Origin of the sequence: Streptomyces millisiae (assembly GCF_031845425.1) — a bacterium.
GTDB classification, from domain to species: Bacteria; Actinomycetota; Actinomycetes; order Streptomycetales; family Streptomycetaceae; genus Streptomyces; species Streptomyces millisiae.
Window position 1 is genome coordinate 413029 of the sequence record NZ_JAVREM010000002.1, and the last position, 21738, is coordinate 434766.

A 21738-nucleotide genomic window follows, 5' to 3' on the forward strand; every position below is an offset into this window, starting at 1 on the left:
CCCCCCGACGCGATCGCGCCCCCGGCGCCCCGCGTCGTCGATCAGCCGTGCTCACGGCGCCCTCCCACGAACGACCCCGTTCTTCTCCGACTTCGAAGGACCACGCATGACGTCCACCCTCTCCCCGACGCAGGGACCCCCCGCCGAGCAGACGGCCACGACCGTCAGCGGCGTCGTCGACACCACCGGCGGCGGCCACCGGCTGCGCCTCGCCGGCTACCTGCCGGGTCCCGACGACCCCACGATCCCCACCGACCTGGCCCGCCGGCACGGGCTGCGACCGGGCGACGCCGTCACCGGCACCGTCGGCGACGGCCGGCGACCCCGGCTCACCCGGCTGGCCACCGTCAACGGCCTGCCGCCCGAACTCCTCGCCGCCCGGCCCACGTTCGCCGACCTGCTGCCGGTCCACCCGCACCGGCGGCTGCGCCTGGAGACCACCAGGGGGCAGCTCGTCACCCGCGTCATCGACCTGCTCGCCCCGATCGGCAGGGGCCAGCGCGGGCTGATCGTCGCCCCGCCCAAGGCCGGCAAGACCCTCGTGCTCAAGGCCATCGCGGACGGCATCGCCCGCAACCACCCCGAGTGCCGGCTGATGCTGCTGCTGCTCGACGAACGCCCCGAGGAGGTCACGGAGCTGAGCAGGTCCGTGGCCGCCGAGGTGATCTCCTCGCCCTTCGACCGGCCGGCCGCCGACCACATCGCCGTGGCCGCGCTCGCCGTCGAGCGCGCCAAGCGCCTGGTGGAGCTCGGCCAGGACGTCGTCATCCTCCTCGACTCGCTCACCCGGCTCTGCCGCGCCCACAACACCGCGGGCCGGGCCAGCGGCCGGATCCTCAGCGGCGGCGTCGACGCGGCCGCCCTCCACCAGCCGAAGCGGCTCTTCGGCGCGGCCCGGGCCACCGAGGGCGGCGGCTCGCTGACCATCCTGGCCACCGCCCTGACGGACACCGGGTCCCGCGCCGACGACTTCTACTTCGAGGAGCTCAAGGGCACCGGCAACATGGAGCTCCGCCTCGACCGCGTCCTCGCCGAACGCCGCGTCTACCCGGCCGTCGACCTCGACCCCTCGGGCACCCGCCGCGAGGAGCTGCTGCTGCCCCCCGCCGAGCTCGACGCCGTCCGCCGGCTGCGGCGGGCGCTGGCCGACCGGGAGTCGCGACAGGCGGCGGAGCAGTTCCTCGAACGGCTGCGTGACACCGCGAGCAACGCCGAGTTCCTGACCCGGGTCAGTCGGACGACTCCGGCCTAGCGTCCCGCCCGGACTCCCGCCGCCGGTCGCGGTCGCGGCTCGGCTGGACGCGCTTGGGCTCGCCGGCGACCTTGGGATGGTCCGGCGGGTAGGGCAGGTCACCGAGGCCGTGCTCCCGCTCGTCCCGCTCGGCGAGTTCGAGCACCGCGTCGAGCCGGAACGCGTGGTCGACCATGTCCGCGTGCACATCACCCAGCTCGCCGTAGCGCCCCGGCATGGTCTTCAGGTCGAAGTCCTCGGGCCGCGCGTCCTGGACCTCGTCCCAGCGCAGCGGCGCCGAGACCGTGGCGCGTGCCGTCGGCCGCACCGAGTAGGCGCTGGCGATCGTGCGGTCCCTGGCCGTCTGGTTGTAGTCGACGAAGATCTTCCGCCCCCGCTCCTCCTTCCACCACGCCGTGGTGACCCGCTCCGGCGCCCGCCGCTCCAGCTCCCGGCCGATCGCGATCGCCGCGCGCCGCACCTGCGGGAACGTCCACTCCGGCGCGATCGGGACGAACACGTGCAGCCCGCGCCCGCCGGAGGTCTTGGGCCAGCCGCGCAGCCCGAGCTCGTCGAGCAGCTCCCGCAGCGCGCCGGCGGCCCGGACCGCGTCCGGGTAGGAGGTGCCGGGCTGCGGGTCGAGGTCGATCCGCAGCTCGTCGGGGTGGTCCGTGTCGTCGCGGCGCACCGGCCACGGGTGGAAGGTGAGCGAGCCCAGGTTCGCCGCCCAGACCACGGCCGCCGGCTCGGTGGGGCAGATCTCGTCCGCGTGACGCCCACTGGGAAAGGAGATCCGGCCCGTCGGGATCCACTCCGGGAGGTTCTTCGGCGCCCGCTTCTGGAAGAACGACTCGCCCGTCACGCCGTCCGGATAGCGCTCCAGGGTGGTCGGCCGGTCCCGCAGGGCACGCAGCGCGCCCTCGGCCACCGTGACGTAGTAGCGGACCACGTCCAGCTTGGTGTACCCGGGCTCGGGGAAGTACACCTTCCCCGGATTGGACACCCGAACGGTCCGCCCACCCACCGTGAGTTCCATCGCCTCGGCCATGACCCTCACGTTAGGTGGCGGCACTCGGATGCGCCTGTCGGCGGGCACCCGCCAGGGACCGCCCGCAGAATCCGATCATGGACCTTCCGGTGATGCCTCCCGTCAAGCCCATGCTGGCCAGGAGCGTGGCGCGGATCCCGCCCGGCATGCACTACGAGGCCAAGTGGGACGGCTTCCGGGCCATCGTCTTCCGGGACGGCGACGAGGTGGAGATCGGCAGCCGCACCACCAAGCCGCTCACCCGCTACTTCCCGGAACTGGTCGAGGGGCTGCGGGCCACGCTGCCCGGGCGCTGCGTCGTCGACGGCGAGATCGTCATCGTGCGCGGGCCCCGGCTGGACTTCGACGCGCTGCTCGAACGGATCCACCCGGCCGACTCGCGGGTCCGGATGCTCGCCGAGCGCACCCCCGCCAGCTTCGTCGCCTTCGACCTGCTGGCCCACGGCGACGACTCGCTGCTCGACACCCCGCTCACCGAGCGGCGCGCCGCCCTGCTCGACGCCCTGCGCGACACCCACCAGCCGGTCTTCGTCACCCCGGCGACGCGGGACCTCGCCACCGCCGAGCGGTGGTACGAGGAGTACGAGGGCGCGGGCCTGGACGGCATCGTCGCCAAACCGCTCGACCTGCCGTACCGCCCCGACGAGCGGGCCATGGTCAAGGTCAAGCACGAGCGGACCGCGGACTGCGTGGTGGCCGGGCTGCGCTACCACAAGAGCGGCCCCGTGGTCGGCTCGCTGCTGCTCGGCCTGCACGACGCGGGCGGCCGGCTCCAGCACGTCGGGGTCAGCGCCTCCTTCCCCATGAAGCGCCGCCAGGAGCTGATGGACGAGCTCGCGCCGCTGGTCCTGGAGTCGGCCGAGGGCCACCCGTGGGCCGAGTGGGCGCGCGCCGAGGCGCACGCCGGCCGCCGGATGCCGGGCGCGCCGAGCCGGTGGTCGGGCGGCAAGGACCTGTCCTGGGTGCCGCTGCGCCCCGAGCGGGTGTGCGAGGTGGCCTACGACCACATGCAGGGGAACCGCTTCCGCCACACTGCGCGGTTCCGCCGCTGGCGGCCCGACCGCGACCCGGCCACCTGCGGCTACGACCAGCTGGTCGAGCCCGTCACCTACGACCTGGGCCAGGTCCTGACCCCTCACAGGCCCGGCTGAGCCGGCCCCTCATCCGCTGAGCTCGGCCCTGACCAGGTCGGCGACGCGGTCGGCCTCCGCGGGGTCCGCGTACCGGTGGCGGGGCCAGAAGAAGCCGCGGAGGCCGTCCCGGCGGCGGCGCGGCACCACGTGGACGTGGAAGTGCGGCACCGACTGGCTGACCCGGTTGTTCGCCGCGACGAAGGAGCCCTCGGCCGCCATGGCCCGCTCCACCGCGGCCGAGACCCGCCGCACCCGGGCGAAGAAGGGGCCGAGCTCGGCCTCGGAGAGGTCGGTGAGGGTGGCCGCGTGCCGGCGCGGCACCACCAGGGTGTGACCGGGGAAGAGCGGCCTGGCGTCGAGGAAGGCGACCACCGTGTCGTCGTCGAGCACCACCTGGGCGGCCGTCTCACCGGCCACGATCGAGCAGAAGACGCAGTCCACGCCCCCAGTCAACCCGCTGGGAAGCCTCCGCGCCCGCCGACGGTTGAAGGAGGCATGAACTCCGTGGACGTCGTGGTCGTCGGGGCCGGTCAGGCCGGCCTCTCCACCGCCTATCACCTGCGCCGCCTCGGCTTCGAGCCGGGCAGCGGCTTCGTCGTCCTGGACCGGGCGCCGCGTCCCGGGGGCGCCTGGCAGTTCCGCTGGCCGACGCTGACCTACGGCCGGGTGCACGGCATGCACGCGCTGCCCGGGATGGAGCTGACCGACGCCGACCCGGACCGCCCGTCGGCGGAGGTGATCGGCGACTACTTCGCGGAGTACGAGCGAGCCTTCGACCTGCCGGTGCTGCGCCCGGTGCACGTCCGCGCGGTGCGGGACGCCGGCGACGGGGACGGCGGACTGCTGGTCGACACCTCGGCGGGGGAGTGGCGGGCCCGGGCCCTGGTGAACGCCACCGGCACCTGGGACCGGCCGTTCTGGCCCCGGGTGCGGGGACAGGAGCTCTTCCGGGGGCGGCAGCTGCACACCGTCCAGTACCAGGGACCCGCCGCGTTCGCCGGTGAGCGGGTGATCGTGGTGGGCGGCGGCACGTCGGCGGTGCAGCACCTGCTGGAGATCGCCGAGGTGGCGGCCGCCACGACCTGGGTGACCAGGCGCCCACCGGTCTTCCGCACCGACGGCTTCGGCGAGGTGGAGGGCCGGGCGGCGGTGGCCATGGTCGAGGAGCGGGTGCGGCGCGGCCTGCCGCCGCGGAGCGTGGTCTCCGTCACCGGGCTGCCGATGACCGAGGCGATGCGGCGCGCCAGGGAGGACGGCGTGCTGGTGCGGCACCCCATGTTCGCGGCGCTGACCCCCGACGGCGCGGTCTGGCCGGACGGCCACACGGTGCCGGCCGACACCGTGCTGTGGGCCACCGGGTTCCGCGCCGCCATCGACCACCTGGCCCCGCTGCGGCTGCGCGAGCCCGGCGGCGGGATCCGGGTGCACGGCACCCGGGTGGACCGCGATCCCCGCGTCCACCTCGTCGGCTACGGTCCCTCGGCCAGCACCATCGGCGCCAACCGGGCGGGCCGGGCGGCCGCCCACGACCTCCGGATCCTGCTGACCGCGCCGCGTCCCGCGGCGGCCGAAGCGGCGGTCATTTCATCGACGTGGCGATAGCGGAGGACCTAAGATCCACCGCAGGCACGAGAAAGGCGGGTCGACCGTGGCCTACACCTACGGCCGAAGCATCACCCACTGCCCCTACTGCGGCGGCCCCTACCTGGCCGACGCCGGGTGGCCGCGGGACTGTCCCGGCTGTGGGGAGACCAGCTGGGCCAACCCGGTGCCGGTGGCCGTGACGCTGCTGCCGGTGCGGGACGCCGAGCGGGTCGGCCTGGTGGTGGTGCGGCGGGACATCGAGCCGTGCCGTGGCGAACTCGCCCTTCCCGGCGGCTACATGGAGATCGGCGAGAGCTGGCAGCAGGCCGCCGTCCGCGAGTTGCGGGAGGAGACCGGGCTGGTCGCGGCCGCCGAGGACGTCAGCCTGTTCGGCGTGCGCGGCGGCGAGCGCACGCTCAACCTCTTCGCGCTGCTGCCGCCCCGGGAGTCGGGCACGCTGCCCGCCCCGGTCGCCACCCCGGAGGCCACCGAGTGGCTGGTGATCCACGAGCCGACGCCGCTCGCCTTCCCCACCCACACCGAGGTGGTCGAGGAGTTCTTCGCCCGCGCACCGGCCGGCCGCTGAGCGCCGCGGGGTGCCGCCCGGTGGCCCGGACGGCACCCCGCTCACCCGGCGGGCGTCGTCAGGCGACGCCCGCCTCGGCCCGACGGCCCTGGCCGCCGACGGTCCGCCGGGCCGTGGTCCACCTCCCCAGCGCGATCTCGGCCGTGATGCCGGGCCCGAAGCCGGCGATCACGCCACGGGCCGACTCGGTCGCGCCGCCGTCCGCGAACAGCCGCTCCAGCGCGTCGAAGACCACGCAGCTCGCGATGTTGCCGCGCTCGGTGAGCGTGGCCCGGCTGTAGCGGTACATCTCCCGGTCGACGCCCAGGTAGTGGCAGAGGTCGTCCAGGATCCGCGGCCCGCCGGCGTGCACGATGTGGAAGTCGAAGCCGGAGACCTCCCCCCAGTTGTGCTGCGTGGCCAGGTCGCGCAGCGCCGGCGCCAGCATCTGCATCGTCTTGGGCACCCGCTTGTCGAGCAGGAAGTGGAACCCGGTGGCCCGGACCGCGTAGCTGATCCAGTCCTCGGTGTCCGGGACCAGGTGCGAGCCGTTGCGTTCCAGGCGCACCCCGGTGCCGCCGCGGCCGCGCACCACGGCCGCCGCCACCGCGTCCCCGAACAGGCCGTTGGAGAGCAGGGAACCGACGCCCACGTCCACGGGCTGGTAGCAGAGCGAGCAGAACTCGCAGGCCACGATGAGGACGTTGGCGTTCGGGTAGGCCAGGCAGAAGTCGTGCGCCCGGTTGATCGCGGCGCCGCCGGCGGCGCAGCCGAGCTGGGCGATGGGCAGCTGCCTGGTGTCGGACCTGAAGTCCAGCGCGTTGATCAGCCAGGCCGTCAACGAGGGCATCATGAATCCGGTGCAGGAGACGTAGACGATCAGGTCGATGTCCCGGACGCCGACGCCGGCGTTGTCCAGCGCCTGGTAGACCACCTGCGGCACGCGCCGCTTGGCCTCCGCCTCGTAGACCTTGTTGCGGTGCTCGAAGCCGGGATGGTGGAGCGTCTCCTCGATCGGCTGCACGATGTGCCGCTTGCGCACCCCGGTATTCTCGATGAGCCGCAACACCAGGGGCAGCTGTGGATGGTCGGGATGCAGGGTGCGCGCGAGGTCGAGTGTCTGCTCCTGGGTGAGCACGTGTTCAGGAACTGCGATGGACGGTCTGCACAGAGTGGCCATGATCCCCTCCCCGAGCCGCGGCCGCGCCGGAGGCGCGGGCCGCGGGGTCGCTTGGTTGGTGCGGTGTCGGTCCGGTCACCAAGTGACCGGAAGTTCGTACGGGTAGCGCCAGATGGACTCGTTGTTCCAGCGCACCTCCTCGGCCGGGACAGCGAGCGCCAGCCGCGGGTAGCGGCGCAGCATCGTGCCGATGGCGAGCTCGAGCTCCATCAGCGCCAGCGGGGCGCCGATGCAGTGGTGGGCTCCCCAGCCGAAGGTCATGTGCGGCGCCGGCGAGCGGTCGAGGTCCAGCTCGTCCGGGCACTCGAAGCGGGCCGGGTCGCGGTTGGCGGCCAGGTACGACACGTGCACCGTGTCGTTGGCCTTGATCAGCACGCCGCCGATCTCCACGTCCTCGGTGGCGATGCGCGGGATGCCGACTCCCTTGCGGAACGGGATGAAGCGCAGCAGCTCCTCGAGCGCCTGCGGCAGCTTCTCCGGCCGGGCCCGCAGCTTGGCCAGCTGGTCCGGGTGTCGCAGCAGGGTGTAGGTGATGTTGCTGAGCTGGTAGGTGCTGGTGTCGTGGCCGGTCATCAGCAGGACCATGGCCATGACCTTCAGCTCGTCGGGGCCGAGGATGTCGTCGCCGTCCCGCGCCATGGCCAGCGAGCTGATCAGGTCGTCGCCCGGCTCCGCTCGCCTGGCCTGGGTCAACTCGGCGAAGTAGGCCCGCAGTTCGGCCTTGGACTGGATGGCGTTCTGCTTGTTGGCCTCCGTGACGTTCATCATGGCCACGGCCCGCCGGCGCAGTTCCGGGCGGTCGGCCTCCGGGATGTCGAGGACCTCGCAGATCGTGGTCAGCGGCAGCTCCATCGACACGTGCTTGACGAGGTCGGCCGGCGGCCCGTGTTCCTCCATGTCGTCGAGCAGCCGGTCGACGATGGCCTGCGTCTTGGGCCGCATCGCGTCGACCTTCGGCGCGGTGAAGGCCTGGGCCACCAGCTTGCGCAGCCGGTTGCTGGCGGGCGGGTCGAGCAGGTTGATCGACTCGGACTGCACGATCGGCTCGGGCGTCATCCGCGGGAAGTCCCGGCCGGCGACGGCGGCCCGGCTGAACCTGCGGTCGGTGGTGACGGTACGCACATCCTCATAGCGCGTTACCAGCCACGCCTCGCCCTCGCCGTAGGACATCTTGATCCGGGCGATGGGCGCCTCGGTCATCAGTTGCCTCAGCAACGGATCGAACTCGAGCCCGTCGGCGAAGTCGAACGGACAAGACCATACGGTGTCGGAGGTATCCACTCCGGGGCTCCCATCGTGTGCGCGCTTTCATTCGCGGCAGTCATCGGGCTGGACGACCGAGGGTGTCCCCCCGAGGCGGCGGGGTCATGTGCCGAGTGGGGGAAATTAACCCTTGCGTGGGACGAATCCGGAGCAGTTCCTTACAGTATTCCTACGCTGCGTAGTGTGCTCACCGGGACTTGGCGGGCCGGGGAACCCGGGAGGGCGCCGGGTGCGTCACCGGGGTCAGGGGCCCGTGACGGGGCACGGGTTGTAGGGAGCGCACAGTGCGAGGGATGGGAAGGGCCGCCGTCGCATCGCTTGCCGCGGCGGCCGGGGCGGCGCTGTTGCTGTCGTGCGGCGGCGCGGACGCCGGCGAGCACCCGGGGGACGACGGCTGGCTGGTCACGGTGTACTACACGGCCGTCGAGTCGTACCACGACGGGGAGTCGACGCCGGTGACCGGTTGCCCGCGTCTCGACTGCGAACGGGGCGACGAGCCGCTCGGCAGCTATCCGGCGGACTTCGTGGCGGCGGTGCGGGACGAGGGCACGGGCCGGATCACCAGCGGTCCGCACGCCGGCCGCTACCTCAACTGGTCGCACGGCACCGGCTACTGGCTGGACGAGGCGCCGCGGGACAGCCACGGCGAGCCCCTGCTGCCGTTCGTCTCCGCGGCGGCCGACGCCGAGGTGCTGCCGCGCGGGCGGGAGGTGCGCGTCGTGGACTGCGGCACCGCGGAGGACGGTTCGCCGATCGAGCCCGAGGTCTGCGCCCGGCTGACGGCCCCGACCTGGGAGATCCGCGACGAGTTCACGCCCGGGCTCGGCGGCGAGCGCCACCTGGATCTCTACCTGGGGGAGGAGACGGGTCCCGACTTCACCGAGGACCCGCTCTACACGACGCTGGCGGGCGCCACCGTCGAACGGCTGCCCTGACAGCGGTCAGCGCACGGCCCGCAGACCGCCCGGCTCGGCGTCGGCCAGGTTGTCCGGCAGCCGGAGCCCCTCGCGCAGCGGCACCAGCTCGGCCTGGAGTACCAGCGCGGCCGCGCCGATCGCCGGCGCGGTGGCGGCCGAGCGCGACAGCCTGACCGTCACCGGGTGGGTGGCCCTGGAGAAGAACGCCCGGTCCAACTCGCGCTGCACCACCGGCAGGTAGATCGAGCCGGCGATGGCCAGGCTCGGGCCGGTGAGCACCATCTGCTCCAGGTCCATGATGTTGGCCAGGGTGCGGGCGGCGATGGCCAGGTGGCCCGCCGAGCGCTCCAGCAGCTCCCTGGCCGTGGCGTTGCCGCGCAGCGCCGCGCGGGTGATGGCCGCGAAGTCGGCGAGCCGGCGCGGGCGCTCCTCCTCGGCGTCGGCGGCGAGCCCGGCCTCGGCGGCCAGCTCCGCGTCGGCGCGCGCCGCGGCGACCACGGCGCCCGGGCCGGCCAGCGCCTCGGTACACCCGCGGGCGCCGCACCAGCACTCCGGGCCGTTCGCGTCGACGCAGATGTGCCCGATCTCGCCCGCGTTCCCCGAGGCGCCGCGGAAGGTGATGCCGTTGACCATCAGGCCGGCGCCGATGCCGGTGCCCATGTAGATCGCGGCGAACGTGGCGGTGCCGCCCACATCCCCCGACCAGTGTTCGCCGAGCGCGGCGGCCGTGGCGTCGTTGTCCAGCACGACGGGCAGCCGGGTGGCCGCCAACAGCTCGCGGTCGAGCCGAAAATGCTCCCAGTGTCGCATCGCGGGGGGCACGAGGCGCATGCTACTTGTCTGATTCATGGGGCCGGGTGCGACGAGACCGAGGCCAAGTATCCTGCTGCGGTCGATGCCGGCTCCCTCGATCAGGGCGTCGACCTCCGTCGCCATCCGGGCCACCACGGCCGGTGGATCGTCGGTGCCGACGCCGGCGCGGGACATCCGGGCGACCACGGAGCCACCGAGGTTGGTGAGCACGTAGGTGATCCCCGCGTGGTCCAGGTGCACCCCGACGGCGAACCGGGAGGACTGGTTGAGCTGCAACAGCACCCGACGCTTGCCGCCGGTCGACTCGGCGCGGCCGGTCTCCAGGACGAGGCCGTCGTCGATCAGGCGTCTGACCACGGTGGAGATCGTCGCGCCGGTGAAGCCGGTGGCCTTGACGAGACCGACTCTGCTGATGGTGCCGGCCGCGCGGATAACGTCGAGGACGGCCGCTCGGCTGCTGGCGTGGGGAGTGGCTCCCGCCGGTCCGCTCACTGGATCCTCCGCATCGTTCACGGGAGTTCGCGACTTCACTATGCGTTGTGGGGGTAACGCTGCGCGTTGCTTAGTTTATTTGCTTGACGAAGCGCTGCGCCAGGGGCTTCGCACGAAAAGCTGGCGTGATGTCCAGAGTGGCGGTAAGTGCTTCTTTGGTGACGGATTGCGACCGCACTTGTGCGCGGGTCGTTGTCTGTTCGTGTCTTTGGAGGGTTGACTTTGTTAATTCGGCGGCTTAACAATCACATACCCCCGGGTGACCCCGCCCATGCCCCAACGATGGGGCAGGCCATGAGAGGAACAAGAATGTCCCTGCACGTGAGATGGCGGCGCGCGCGTACCGCGGTCATCGGTGCCGTTTCGGTCGGGTTGCTGGCCGCCGGTTGCGGTGGCTCGAGCGACAACGGCGGCGGGTCAGGCCCCGCCGACACCCTGGTCGTCTACAACGGTCAGTCCGGCGACTACGTGGCGAACTTCAACCCCTACGCCGCGTCCGGCATGATTGAGGGCCCGGGGACGATCTTCGAGCCGCTCTTCTTCTTCAACATCGCCCGCGCGGACGACCCGGCCCCCCGCCTCGGCACCGAGTTCCAGTGGAACGAGGACGGCACCGAGCTGACCATCAACCTCCGCGAGGGGGTCCAGTGGTCGGACGGCGAGGACTTCACGGCCGACGACGTCAAGTTCACGTTCGACATGGTCGCCGGCAACGAGGCGATCAACACCATCGGCTTCGCCGGCGAGACCGAGGTGGTCTCCCCGACCCAGGTGCGGGTCACCTTCGAGGAGCCGTCCTTCATGGACGCCACGCAGCTCCTCGGCAAGGTCTGGATCGTCCCCGAGCACATATGGAGCTCGGTGTCCGACCCGGCCACCGAGGCGATGACGGAGCCCGTCGGCACCGGCCCCTACACCCTCGGCGAGTTCCGGCCGCAGGCGTTCACCCTGACCGCCAACGCGAACTACTGGGACGGCGAGCCGGCCGTGCAGAACGTCCAGTACCGCTCGCTCTCCGGCAACCAGGCCGCCGCGGACTCGCTCAACGCGGGTGAGATCGACTTCAACACCGGCCCGGTGCCCGACATCGCCAACATCGAGGCGAACTACGAGGGCTACAAGGCGCTCACGGTCAACACCCACCAGATCGTGCTCAACACCTGCTCGAACGCCGACCTCGGCTGCGAGGGCCCGCAGACCGACCCGGCCGTGCGGCACGCGATCTACTACGCCATGGACCGGGCCCAGATCAACGCCCTGGCCTTCCAGGACCTGGCCGGCGAGATCTCCCCCGGCTTCGCCCTCCCCGACCGTGACGCCGGCTACGTCTCCGCCGAGCTGACCGACCGCACCGCCCCCGCGAACGCGGACCTGGCCCAGGTCGAGCAGATCCTCGAGGGCGCCGGCTGGACCCGTGGTGGCGACGGCATCTACGAGAAGGACGGCCAGCCGCTCGAGCTGTCCGCCACCGTGGTCACCGGCTGGAACGACTACGTCACCACGCTGAACACCATGGCCGAGCAGCTGCTCGCCGCCGGCATCAGGCTGAACGTGAACGAGGTCGCCTTCCAGGAGATGAGCGACTCGCGCGTCAACGGCAACTACCAGCTGATGATCGACTCGCTCTACCCCGGCCCGACGGCCGACCCCTACTGGGTCTACAACTACTTCTTCAGCAGCGGGAACACCGCGCCGGTGGGCGAGGCGGCCAACCCGAACTTCGCCCGCTACTCGAACGAGGACGTCGACGCCGCGATCGACGCGCTGCGCCAGACCGACTCCACCGACGTGGAGGCCCGGCAGCCGTACTACGACCAGATCCAGGCCCAGATCGAGGAGGACATGCCGTACATCCCCGTCCTCGTCAACGCCACCGTCAGCGAGTACAACTCCGACAAGTTCAGCGGCTGGCCCACCGAGGTCGACCTGTACGCGTTCCCGGCCATCTGGCAGCGCCCCGACCAGGCCGAGATCTTCCGGAACCTCGAGCCCAACGGTGAGTGACGAGTAATTCCATGAGGTACTACGCCCGGAAGCTGGGGTTCTACGTGGCCGCCCTGTGGGCGGCGCTGACCCTCAACTTCTTCATTCCACGAATGATGCCGGGCAACCCGGTCGACACGCTGCTGGCCAAGTTCCAGCAGCGTGGCGGCTCGGTTAGCCCCGAAACCCGTCGGGCCTACGAGCTGATGCTCGGCACCAACTCAGGTGAGCCCCTGTGGGACCAGTACTTCTCCTACCTGGGCAACCTCGTCCGCGGTGATCTCGGGGTCTCCGTAAGCGTGTACCCGGCCTCCGTCTCCCAGGTCCTCTCGCAGTCGATGACGTGGACGATCCTGCTGGTGGGCATCGCCACCGTGCTGTCGTTCGTCATCGGAGTGGGCCTGGGGGCGTTGGTCGGCTGGCGGCGCGGCTCCTGGTTGGACAGCCTGATCCCGGCGACCACCGTGCTGGCGGCCGTGCCCTACTTCTGGCTGGCGCTGATCTTCGTCCTGGTCTTCTCCACCTCGCTCGGCTGGTTCCCGCTCAACGGCGGCTACGACGTCTCGCTCTCCACGGGCTGGAACCTGGAGTTCATCGGCTCCGCCATCGAGCACGGCTTCCTGCCGGCCCTGACCATCGTGGTCTCCTCGGTCGGCGGCTGGCTGCTCGGCATGCGCAACATGATGGTCTCGACGGGATCCGAGGACTACATCCTCACCGCACAGGCCAAGGGCCTGCGCGACCGCCGCATCATGACCCGCTACGCCGCCAGGAACGCCGTGCTGCCCTCGCTCGCCGGCTTCGCGATCTCGCTGGGCTTCGTCGTCTCCGGCTCCATCATCACGGAACAGGTCTTCTCCTACCCCGGCATCGGCATGAAGCTGATGCAGGCGGTCGAGAACAGCGACTACGCCCTGATGCAGGGCATCTTCCTGGTCATCACGATCGCGGTGCTCGGCGCCAACCTGATCGTGGACCTGCTCTACGGCTTCATCGACCCCCGTACCCGGGTCAGGAACTGAGCGGAAGGAGCAGGCACCAATGACCCAACCCACTCCGCTCCCCGGGACCACCCCGGACGCGGCCACCGCCAAGCCCGTCAGGCGCCGCGGCGGCCTGCGCGCCATGCTGCCGACCTGGTCCGCGCGGCTCGGCGTCGGGCTCTTCCTCGTGCTCGGCATCGCGCTGTTCGGCATCTTCGGGCCCATGTTCGTGGGCAGCCCGACCGCCATCAGCAGCATCGGCATGACCGAGCCGAGCGGCGAGTACTGGCTCGGCACCACCCAGACCGGCCAGGACGTCTTCGCCCAACTGGCGCACTCCACCCGGGGATCGCTCCAGATCGGCCTGCTGGTCGGCGTGCTCGCCACGCTGCTCTCGGCCGTCTTCGGCATCATCGGCGCCTACGCCGGTGGCTTCCTCGACGAGGCGTTCTCGCTCTTCTCCAACGTCATGCTGGTGATCCCGGGCCTGCCGCTGGTGATCGTCATCGCCGGCTTCGTGCCCCCGGAGGACCGCGGCCTCTCGACCGTGATCCTGGTGCTCGCCATCACCGGCTGGGCGGCCGCGGCCCGCGTGCTGCACGCCCAGACCCTCTCGCTGCGCAACCGCGACTACGTGGCCGCGGCCCGGGTCGCCGGCGAGAAGCGCTGGCGCATCGTCACGGTGGAGATCCTGCCGAACCTGCTGCCGCTGCTCGCCTCGCAGTTCGTCTTCGCCGTCATCGCGGCGATCCTCTCCGAGGCCAGCCTCTCCTTCCTGGGCCTGGGCGCCAACGGCACCCACACCCTGGGCACCATGCTCTACTACGCGCAGAACGGCTGGGCGCTCCAGCTGGAGGCGTGGTGGTGGTTCGGCCCGCCGGGACTGATGATCGCGCTCTTCGGCTGCGGCCTCTCGCTGATCAACTTCAGCATCGACGAGATCATCAACCCCAAGCTGCGCACCGACGCCAAGACCGCCAAGGCCAAGACCGGTGGCGTCGCCGCCGAGGCGAAGGCCGCGGCCACCGCCGTGGCGCCGGAGCCGGCCGAGGCCGGCCGGGAGCTGGTGCTCACCGTCGAGGGGCTCAACGTCGTCTACCGCACCGAGAAGCCCGTGCACGCCGTCAAGGACGTGTCCATCACCCTGGCCCGCGGCGAGATCCTGGGCCTGGCCGGCGAGTCGGGCTGCGGCAAGACGACCCTGGCCTACGCCATCAACCGGCTGCACCGCCCGCCGGCCGAGGTCTCCTCCGGCACGGTCACCTTCCACGACCGCGGCGGCGCGGACATCGACCTGCTCAACCTCGGCGACGAGGAACTGCGCGCCTTCCGCTGGTCCAAGCTCTCGATGGTCTTCCAGGGCGCGATGAACTCGCTCAACCCGGTGATCTCCATCCGGGAGCAGCTGGAGGACGTGCTCACCACCCACAAGCCGGAGATGGGCCGGGCCGAACGGCGGGCCCGCTGCGAGGAGGTGCTGCGCCTGGTCGGGGTCGACCCGCGCCGGCTCGACTCCTTCCCGCACGAGCTCTCCGGCGGCATGCGGCAGCGCGTGATGATCGCGATGGCCATGCTGCTCGACCCGCAGGTCATGATCATGGACGAGCCCACCACGGCGCTCGACGTGGTCGTCCAGCGCGGCATCCTGCGCGAGATCATCAGGCTCCGCGACGAGCTGGGCTTCGCCGTCGTCTTCATCACCCACGACCTGCCGCTGCTGCTCGAACTCAGCGACCGGATCGCCGTGATGAAGGCCGGCGAGATCGTCGAGTACGCGCCGGCCACCGAGATCTACGAGCGGCCGAGCCACCCGTACACCCGGCAGCTGCTCGGCTCCTTCCCGAGCCTGACCGGGGAGCGCGGCGCCTTCGTGCGCACCGGCCCTGAAGCAACCAACGTGAACGAGGGGGCCGCGCGATGACCACGCTCGAGGTCCGCGACCTGGTGAAGGACTTCCGGATCCGCTCGGGGCTGCGCAGCGCCCGGCTGCGCGCCGTCGACCACGTCTCGTTCACCCTCACCCCGGGCCGCACCGTGGCCCTGGTGGGGGAGTCGGGCTCCGGCAAGTCCACCATCGCGCGGATGATCTCCCGCCTTGAGCGTCCGACGGGCGGCCAGATCCTCGCCACCAAGGAGGACGGCCGCCGGGTGAGCGACCGGGAGTACCGGGACCACGTCCAGATGGTGTTCCAGGACCCGTTCGCCTCGCTCAACCCGTTCCACAGCATCGAGCACCACATCGCCCGGCCGCTGCGGCTGCACGGCAAGGCGAGGGGCGGGCAGGACACCCGGCGCAAGGTCGAGCAGCTGCTCGAGCGCGTCAACCTCAAGCCGGCCGGCGACTTCGCGCCGCGCAGGCCGCACGAGCTCTCCGGCGGTCAGCGGCAGCGGGTGGCGATCGCCCGCGCGCTGGCGCCCGGTGCCCAGGTGGTGATCGCCGACGAGCCGGTGTCGATGCTGGACGTCTCCATCCGGCTCGGCGTCCTCAACCTGCTGGCCAGGCTCCAGCGCGAGGACCAGCTCGCGGTGCTGTACATCACCCACGACCTCGCCACCGCGCGGCACTTCTCGGACGACATCCTGGTGCTGTACCGGGGGCGCGTGGTCGAGCGTGGCCCGGCGGACGACGTGATCCTCAACCCGCAGCACTCGTACACCAAGCTGCTGGCCTCGGCGGCGCCCAACCCGGAGGTACGCGGGCGCTCGCTCGCCGAACTGCCGGGCGCGATCGAGGAGAAGGACCTGGCCAGGTCGTACGACCACACGACCGGCTCCTGGCAGTCCTTCGAGAACGCCCGGCCCATCGCCGTGGCCGCCGCCGACCCGGCGGGCGGGGACCAGGCGTGAGGGTGGGCCCGGCCCGGCCACGCGGCCGGGCCGGGCCCGGCTCAGGCCGCCGTCGCGCGCAGCAGGACCAGCCGTTCCGGGAACAGGACGGGGGCCTGCAGGCCGGCGGCGGCCAGCGCGCGTCCGGGGAGCCGGACGCCCTCCGGCGTCCACCAGGGCAGGGGGACGCCCCAGCGGCTCGCGTTGCCGTCCGGCACGTCGCCGGGCGGCAACGGCCGCACGTGATAGACCGCGTCGGGCAGCAGGCCCGGCAACCGCACGGGGCCCGGCGGATAGAGCTCGGAGGTGGCCATGGCCACGATCGCGAACACCGCGTCCGAGCCGTCCTCGGCGACCACGCCGTGCACCTGATAGGCCGGGTCCGGGTGGTCGGCGTGCACGGCGGTCCCGGTGTGCAGCAGGCCGCGCAGCTCCTTGTACAGCGCCACCCACGCGGCGAGCCGGTCGAGTTCCGCCGGCTCGACGCGGCTGAGGTCCCACTCCACGCCGAAGTGCCCGAACAGCGCCGTGCCGGCCCGGAAGTCGATCGGGTGCCTGCGGTCCGTGGTGTGCGCGAGCCCCGAGCCCACGTGGGTGCCCATCAGTTCGAGCGGCACCAGGGCGTTGGTCCAGCGCTGGATGCGCTGCCGCTCCAGCGCGTCGATGCAGTCCGACACCCAGACCCGGTCGGTGCGCTGAAGGATCTCCAGGTCCACGCGGCCGCCGCCGGAGGAGCAGGACTCGATCTCCACGCCCGGGTGGCGTCGCCGCAGCTCGTCCAGCAGCCGGTAGACGGCGAGCGTCTGGTCGTGCACCCCGGCCCGGCCGCCCGGCTGGTGGCCGGCCTCGACCAGGTCGCGGTTGTGGTCCCACTTGAGGTAGCCGATCCGGTGCCGGCCGAGCAGGTCGTCGAGCCGCTCCAGGATGTACGCGTACGCCTCCGGCCTCGCCAGGTCGAGGACCTGCTGGTTGCGGGCGAGGCCCGGCAGCCGGTCGCCGGTGGCCATGATCCAGTCCGGGTGGGCGCGGGCCAGGTCGGAGTCCTCGTTGACCATCTCGGGCTCCACCCAGATGCCGAACTCCATGCCGAGCCCGGTCACATGGTCGATCAGCGGGCCGAGCCCGTCCGGCCACACCTCGTCCGAGACATACCAGTCGCCGAGGCCACGCCGGTCGTCGCGCCGGGAGCCGAACCAGCCGTCGTCGAGCACGAAGCGCTCGGCGCCGATCCCGGCGGCCGCGTCGGCGAGCCGGCGCAGCCGGTCCAGGTCGTGGTCGAAGTAGACGGCCTCCCAGGTGTTCACCACCACGGGGCGGGGCGTGGCCGGGTGCCCGGGGCGCGCCCGCAGGTGGCGGTGGAAGCGGTCGGAGAGGCCGTCGAGCCCGGTGCCGTACGCGCCGTACTGCCAGGGGGTGGCGTACGAGGCGCCGGGGTCGAGCGTCACCTCGCCGGAGAGCAGCAGTTCGCCGGAGCCGAGCAACGAGACCGAGTGGAAGGTGCGTTCGGCGAAGGTGCGGTGGTTGCCGGACCAGGCGGTGTGCACGGCCCACACCTCGCCGACGCGGTTGCCGAAGCCCGCGGTGCCGGCCGCCAGCAGGAAGGCCGCGTCGTAGCCGGTGCGCCCGGTGCGGTTCTCCCGGGTCCGCAGGCCCTGGGTGAACGGGGTGCGCACCGGGGAGCGTTCCCGCAGGTGGTGGCCCGTGAAGTCGAGCAGTTCGACCGCGTGCGGCGGCACCGGCAGGGTGAGGTGCACGGCGTCGACGGCGAACGGGGTGGCGCCCAGGTTGGTCACGGTGGCGCGCTGCCTGACCAGGCCCTCGGGGGTCAGTTCGACGGTGAGGTCGAGCGCCAGCTCGGCCACCCGGTCCTCGGCGTGCGCGGTGAACCGGCCGGCGGCCTCGTCGAGTTCGCTCGCCCGCACCCGGAACGCGGTGGAGAAGTGCCCGCCGCCGCGGTTGCCCACCAGCCCAGGGGTGCCGAGCCAGCCGGCCGACTGCTCGGGCAGCACGGCCACCGGGACCGGGCCGTCCACCGAGAAGCCGATGGGCTGCGGACGGCTGGCGAGCAGCAGGTCGGCGAGGTCGGCCGGGGCGAGGGGGCCGAGGTCGGCGCCCCAGTGCACGACCCGGGGGAGGGTGTCGTCGGAGAGGTCGAGCACCAGGCTGACCCCGTCCGCACGCAGGTGGCGGAGGGCGTCACCGGCCGGGCCGGAGGGTACGGAGGGAGGTGCCACGGGGGTAGATGTCCTTAGCTGTTCGAAGGTGCCCATATCTGTTGACTTACTTTATTCGGTTGCATAAGAATCTCTACCCGGTCTGAGGCAGAGATGAGTTTTGGGAGTTTTCAACGATGATCCGCCAAGCCCTGCACGACGGTTGGCACCTCACGGCGGCTGCCGGGCCGGTCCCCGCCGACATCGCGGGCCGCACCGTACCGGCCCAGGTGCCGGGCAGCGCCCACCTCGACCTGCTCGCCGCGGGCCTGATCCCCGAGCCCTACCTCGACCGCAACGAGGCCGAGCTGGTCTGGGCGCACCGCACCGACTGGCGCTACGCCACCACCGTTTCGGCCGCCCCCGCCGCCGAGGACGAGCGCGTCGACCTGGTCTTCGAGGGCCTCGACACCGTCGCCACCGTGGAGTTGGCCGGCCGGACGCTCGGCACCACCCGCAACATGCACCGCGCCCACCGCTTCGACGTGCGCGAGATCGTCGACGGCTCGCCCGCCGACCTGGTGGTCACCTTCCGCTCGGCCCTGGAGTACGCCGAGGAGGTCGAGCGCGAGCTCGGCGCCCGCCCGCACGCCTACGACCACCCCTTCAACATGGTTCGCAAGATGGCCTGCAGCTTCGGCTGGGACTGGGGCCCCGACCTGCAGACCGCCGGCATCTGGAAGCCCGTCCACCTGGAGCGCTGGCGCGTCGCCCGACTCGCCGAGGTCCGCCCGCTCGTCACCGTCGGGGAGGACAGCACGGGCCGCGCCGAGGTGCACGTGACCGTGGAGCGCGCCGGACTGGGCGCGGACCCCGAGCTCACCCTCACCGCCACCGTCGGCGAGCACACCGCGACCGTCACCGTCCCGGCCGGCGCCACCACCGGCGTCGCCGTGGTCGAGGTGCCGGACGCCCGCCTCTGGTGGCCCGTCGGCTACGGCGAGCAGCCGCTGTACGACCTGCGGGTGGTGCTCGCCGCCGGCGACAGCGAACCCGACGCGGTGCTGGACACGGCGGACCGGCGGATCGGCTTCCGCACCGTCACCGTCGACACCACCCCGGACGAGATCGGCACCCCCTTCACCTTCGTCGTCAACGGCGAGCGGATCTTCGCCAAGGGCGCCAACTGGATCCCGGACGACCACTTCCTCACCCGGATCACCCGCGAGCGCCTGGAACGCCGCGTCGACCAGGCCGTGGCCGCCCACATGAACATGCTCCGCGTCTGGGGCGGCGGCATCTACGAGTCCGAGGACTTCTACGACGTCTGCGACGAGCGCGGCATCCTGGTCTGGCAGGACTTCCTGCTCGCCTGCTCCTCCTACCCCGAGGAGGCGCCGCTGTGGGACGAGTTCGAGGCCGAGGCCAGGGAGAACGTGGCCCGCCTCACCAGCCACCCCTCCCTCGCGCTGTGGAACGGCGGCAACGAGAACCTCTGGGGCTACATGGACTGGGGCTGGCAGGAGCGACTCGAGGGCCGCACCTGGGGCCTGCGCTACTACACCGAGCTCTTCCCCCGGATCGTCGCCGAACTCGACCCCACCCGCGCCTACTCGGACGGCAGCCCCTACAGCCCCCGCTTCGCGCCCGAGGAGAAGCACCCCAACGACCAGGACCACGGCACCCGCCACGAGTGGGAGGTGTGGAACCGGATCGACTACACCAACTACCGCAACCACGTGCCGCGCTTCTGCTCCGAGTTCGGCTTCCAGGGCCCGCCCACCTGGGCCACCCTCAGCGACTGGATCCACGACGAGGAACTGAGCCCGACCTCGCCCGCGTTCCTGCTGCACCAGAAGGCCGAGGACGGCAACGGCAAGCTGGAGCGCGGCATGGCCCCGCACCTGCCGGAGCCCGCCGACTTCACCGACTGGCACTGGGCCACCCAGCTCAACCAGGCCCGGGCCGTCGCCTTCGGCATCGAGCACTTCCGCTCCTGGTGGCCGCGGACCGCCGGGGCCCTGGTGTGGCAGATCAACGACTGCTGGCCGGTCACCTCCTGGGCCGCCGTCGACGGCGAGGAGCGCAGGAAGCCCCTCTGGTACGGCCTGCGGCACGCCTTCGCGCCCCGGCTGCTCACCGTCCAGCCGCGCGAGGGACGCCCCACCCTGGTGGCCGTCAACGACACCGCCACCGCCTGGTCGGGCGACGTCACCGTCCGCCGGCTCAGCTTCGGCGGCGAGGTGCTGGACAGCGCTACCATCTCCCTTGTCGTGGCGGCGCGTTCGGCCGCCGAGCTGGAGATCGCCGATTCGCTGGTCAAGCCGGCCGACCCGGCGCGGGAGGTGCTGGTGGCAGCCGTCGACGAGGCGCGGTCCTTCCATCTGTTCGGCGAGGACCGTGAACTCGCCTACGACCCGGCCGCGTTGACCGCCGAGGCCACCGCGGTGGACGGCGGCTACCGGGTCGAGGTGCGGGCCGCGTCCTTCGCCAGGGACGTCGCGCTGCTGGTCGACCGGGTCGCCCCCGACGCCGAGGTCGACGAGATGCTGGTCACCCTGCTGCCCGGCGAGAGCCACACCTTCACGGTGCGCACCGCGGCCACCGTCGACCCCGCGGCGTTCACCGCGGCGCCGGTGCTGCGCAGCGTCAACTCGCTGGCCGTGCCGCCGGTTCGGGCGTGAGGGTGGAGCGGTCGGAAGCGGTGGGCCTGGTCCTCGCCAGGCCCGCCCGGCTGCTCGGCGTCGAGCCCTTCTTCATGGAGTTCATCGCCGGGATAGAGGAGACCCTCGCCGAACGCGGCCTCTCCGTGCTGCTGCACATCGTGCCCACGCACGAGGAGGAGATCGCCACCCACCGGCGCTGGGCCGAGCGCGGCCTGGTCGACGCGGTCGTCCTGGTCAACCTGACCGTGGACGACCGCCGCCCGGCGGTGCTGCGCGAGCTCGGCATGCCGACCGTCGTGGTGGGCAGTTGGGAGCCGGGGCCCGGGATCGCGCCGGTGGCCACCGACGACGTGGAGCCGGTGCGGGAGGCGCTGACCAGCCTCCTCGACCTGGGGCACCGGAGGATCGCCCGCGTCACGGGCCCCGCGCAGCTGCTGCACACCGTGGCCAGGACGAAAGCCCTGCTCGACACCTGCCGGGAGGCCGGGATCGAGCCGGTGATCGTGGAGGGCGACTACTCGGCGGAGAGCGGCGCCGCGCTGACGGCGCGGCTGCTCCGTGGCGAGGAGCGGCCGACGGCCATCCTCTACGACAACGACGTGATGGCGGTGGCCGGGCTCGGCGTGGCCAAGGAGCTCGGCGTCGCGGTCCCCGAGCAGCTGTCGCTCGTCGCCTGGGACGACTCGACGATGTGTCAGCTGGCGAGCCCGGCGCTGTCCACGATGCGCGGTGACGTGCACCAGTTCGGCGTCTCGGTGGGGCTCACCGCCGTCGAGCTGATCGACGGGGTGCCGGTGGTGCGGCGCTGGTCGCCGCCGGTCCGGTTCGTGCCCCGGGGGACGACGGCGCCGCCGCCCCCCGGGTGACGTGGCCACCTGTGGCGGCCCGCCGTCCGGCGGGC

Annotated in this window: 17 protein-coding genes and 1 pseudogene; 12 read left to right on the forward strand and 6 right to left on the reverse strand. The window is 72.1% G+C overall.

The features are described from left to right. Window positions 1–106 precede the first annotated feature (106 nt). Window positions 107–1252 (forward strand): transcription termination factor Rho, encoded by a 1146-nt coding sequence (gene rho, locus RNC47_RS04045; protein WP_311595539.1) that lies wholly within the window; start codon window positions 107–109, stop codon window positions 1250–1252. On the opposite strand, the gene ligD is transcribed toward rho, so the two are convergent. After that, entirely contained in the window at window positions 1230–2279 is a 1050-nt protein-coding gene (gene ligD / locus RNC47_RS04050; protein ID WP_311595541.1) for a non-homologous end-joining DNA ligase, read from the reverse strand. The two genes, rho and ligD, sit on opposite strands and share 23 nt — an antisense overlap. A gap of 77 nt (window positions 2280–2356) precedes the next feature. Here ligD and RNC47_RS04055 point away from each other — a divergent pair, with 77 nt between their 5' ends. After that, window positions 2357–3430, forward strand: a complete 1074-nt coding sequence (locus RNC47_RS04055) for an ATP-dependent DNA ligase (RefSeq protein WP_311595543.1) — start codon at window positions 2357–2359, stop codon at window positions 3428–3430. A gap of 9 nt (window positions 3431–3439) precedes the next feature. Here the strand turns inward: RNC47_RS04055 and RNC47_RS04060 are convergent, their stop codons facing one another. After that, complete coding sequence (locus tag RNC47_RS04060) at window positions 3440–3853, reverse strand: HIT family protein (protein WP_311595545.1); 414 nt, start codon at window positions 3851–3853, stop codon at window positions 3440–3442. Window positions 3854–3907: 54 nt separating this feature from the next. On the opposite strand from RNC47_RS04060, the gene RNC47_RS04065 reads away from it, so the two are divergent. Beyond that, the gene (locus tag RNC47_RS04065; protein ID WP_311595548.1) at window positions 3908–5014 is read left to right on the forward strand and encodes an FAD-dependent oxidoreductase; all 1107 of its coding nucleotides are present in this window, start codon (window positions 3908–3910) and stop codon (window positions 5012–5014) included. Window positions 5015–5060: 46 nt separating this feature from the next. Continuing rightward, window positions 5061–5582, forward strand: coding sequence for an NUDIX domain-containing protein (locus RNC47_RS04070; RefSeq protein WP_311595550.1), 522 nt, complete (start codon window positions 5061–5063; stop codon window positions 5580–5582). A gap of 58 nt (window positions 5583–5640) precedes the next feature. Here RNC47_RS04070 and RNC47_RS04075 read toward each other — a convergent pair whose 3' ends face one another. Next, the gene (locus RNC47_RS04075) at window positions 5641–6741 is read right to left on the reverse strand and encodes a type III polyketide synthase (RefSeq protein WP_311595551.1); all 1101 of its coding nucleotides are present in this window, start codon (window positions 6739–6741) and stop codon (window positions 5641–5643) included. Window positions 6742–6816: 75 nt separating this feature from the next. Beyond that, window positions 6817–8022 carry a cytochrome P450 gene (locus RNC47_RS04080; RefSeq protein ID WP_311595552.1) on the reverse strand — a complete coding sequence of 402 codons (1206 nt, stop codon included), beginning with the start codon at window positions 8020–8022 and terminating at the stop codon, window positions 6817–6819. Between the two features lie 275 nt (window positions 8023–8297). On the opposite strand from RNC47_RS04080, the gene RNC47_RS04085 reads away from it, so the two are divergent. Then, window positions 8298–8939 (forward strand): hypothetical protein, encoded by a 642-nt coding sequence (locus RNC47_RS04085; protein WP_311595553.1) that lies wholly within the window; start codon window positions 8298–8300, stop codon window positions 8937–8939. A 6-nt stretch (window positions 8940–8945) separates the two neighbouring features. On the opposite strand, the gene RNC47_RS04090 is transcribed toward RNC47_RS04085, so the two are convergent. Next, window positions 8946–10226, reverse strand: coding sequence for an ROK family transcriptional regulator (locus RNC47_RS04090; RefSeq protein ID WP_311595554.1), 1281 nt, complete (start codon window positions 10224–10226; stop codon window positions 8946–8948). 309 nt (window positions 10227–10535) lie between these two features. Between RNC47_RS04090 and RNC47_RS04095 the strand changes: the two genes are divergently transcribed. The 5 genes and pseudogenes from RNC47_RS04095 (at window position 10536) to RNC47_RS04115 (ending at window position 16039) form a co-directional block, all read left to right on the forward strand. Further along, complete coding sequence (locus tag RNC47_RS04095) at window positions 10536–12230, forward strand: ABC transporter substrate-binding protein (RefSeq protein WP_311595556.1); 1695 nt, start codon at window positions 10536–10538, stop codon at window positions 12228–12230. A gap of 11 nt (window positions 12231–12241) precedes the next feature. Next, window positions 12242–13231, forward strand: coding sequence for an ABC transporter permease (locus RNC47_RS04100; protein WP_311595557.1), 990 nt, complete (start codon window positions 12242–12244; stop codon window positions 13229–13231). Between the two features lie 223 nt (window positions 13232–13454). Then, window positions 13455–14141, forward strand: a pseudogene (locus tag RNC47_RS04105) (ABC transporter permease); the annotation flags it as partial. A gap of 81 nt (window positions 14142–14222) precedes the next feature. Next, on the forward strand, window positions 14223–15113 hold the full coding sequence (locus RNC47_RS04110) for an ABC transporter ATP-binding protein (RefSeq protein WP_311595613.1): 891 nt from the start codon (window positions 14223–14225) through the stop codon (window positions 15111–15113). Continuing rightward, window positions 15110–16039: an ABC transporter ATP-binding protein gene (locus tag RNC47_RS04115; RefSeq protein ID WP_311595559.1), complete on the forward strand. Its 930-nt coding sequence runs from the start codon at window positions 15110–15112 to the stop codon at window positions 16037–16039. The genes RNC47_RS04110 and RNC47_RS04115 overlap by 4 nt, the downstream gene beginning before the upstream one ends. Window positions 16040–16080: 41 nt before the next feature. Here the strand turns inward: RNC47_RS04115 and RNC47_RS04120 are convergent, their stop codons facing one another. Continuing rightward, complete coding sequence (locus RNC47_RS04120; RefSeq protein ID WP_311595561.1) at window positions 16081–18252, reverse strand: alpha-galactosidase; 2172 nt, start codon at window positions 18250–18252, stop codon at window positions 16081–16083. 116 nt (window positions 18253–18368) lie between these two features. On the opposite strand from RNC47_RS04120, the gene RNC47_RS04125 reads away from it, so the two are divergent. Together RNC47_RS04125 and RNC47_RS04130 are read left to right on the forward strand one after the other, a co-directional pair. After that, the gene (locus tag RNC47_RS04125) at window positions 18369–20855 is read left to right on the forward strand and encodes a glycoside hydrolase family 2 protein (protein WP_311595562.1); all 2487 of its coding nucleotides are present in this window, start codon (window positions 18369–18371) and stop codon (window positions 20853–20855) included. A gap of 2 nt (window positions 20856–20857) precedes the next feature. Beyond that, complete coding sequence (locus RNC47_RS04130) at window positions 20858–21703, forward strand: LacI family DNA-binding transcriptional regulator (RefSeq protein WP_311595564.1); 846 nt, start codon at window positions 20858–20860, stop codon at window positions 21701–21703. Window positions 21704–21738: the final 35 nt, after the last annotated feature.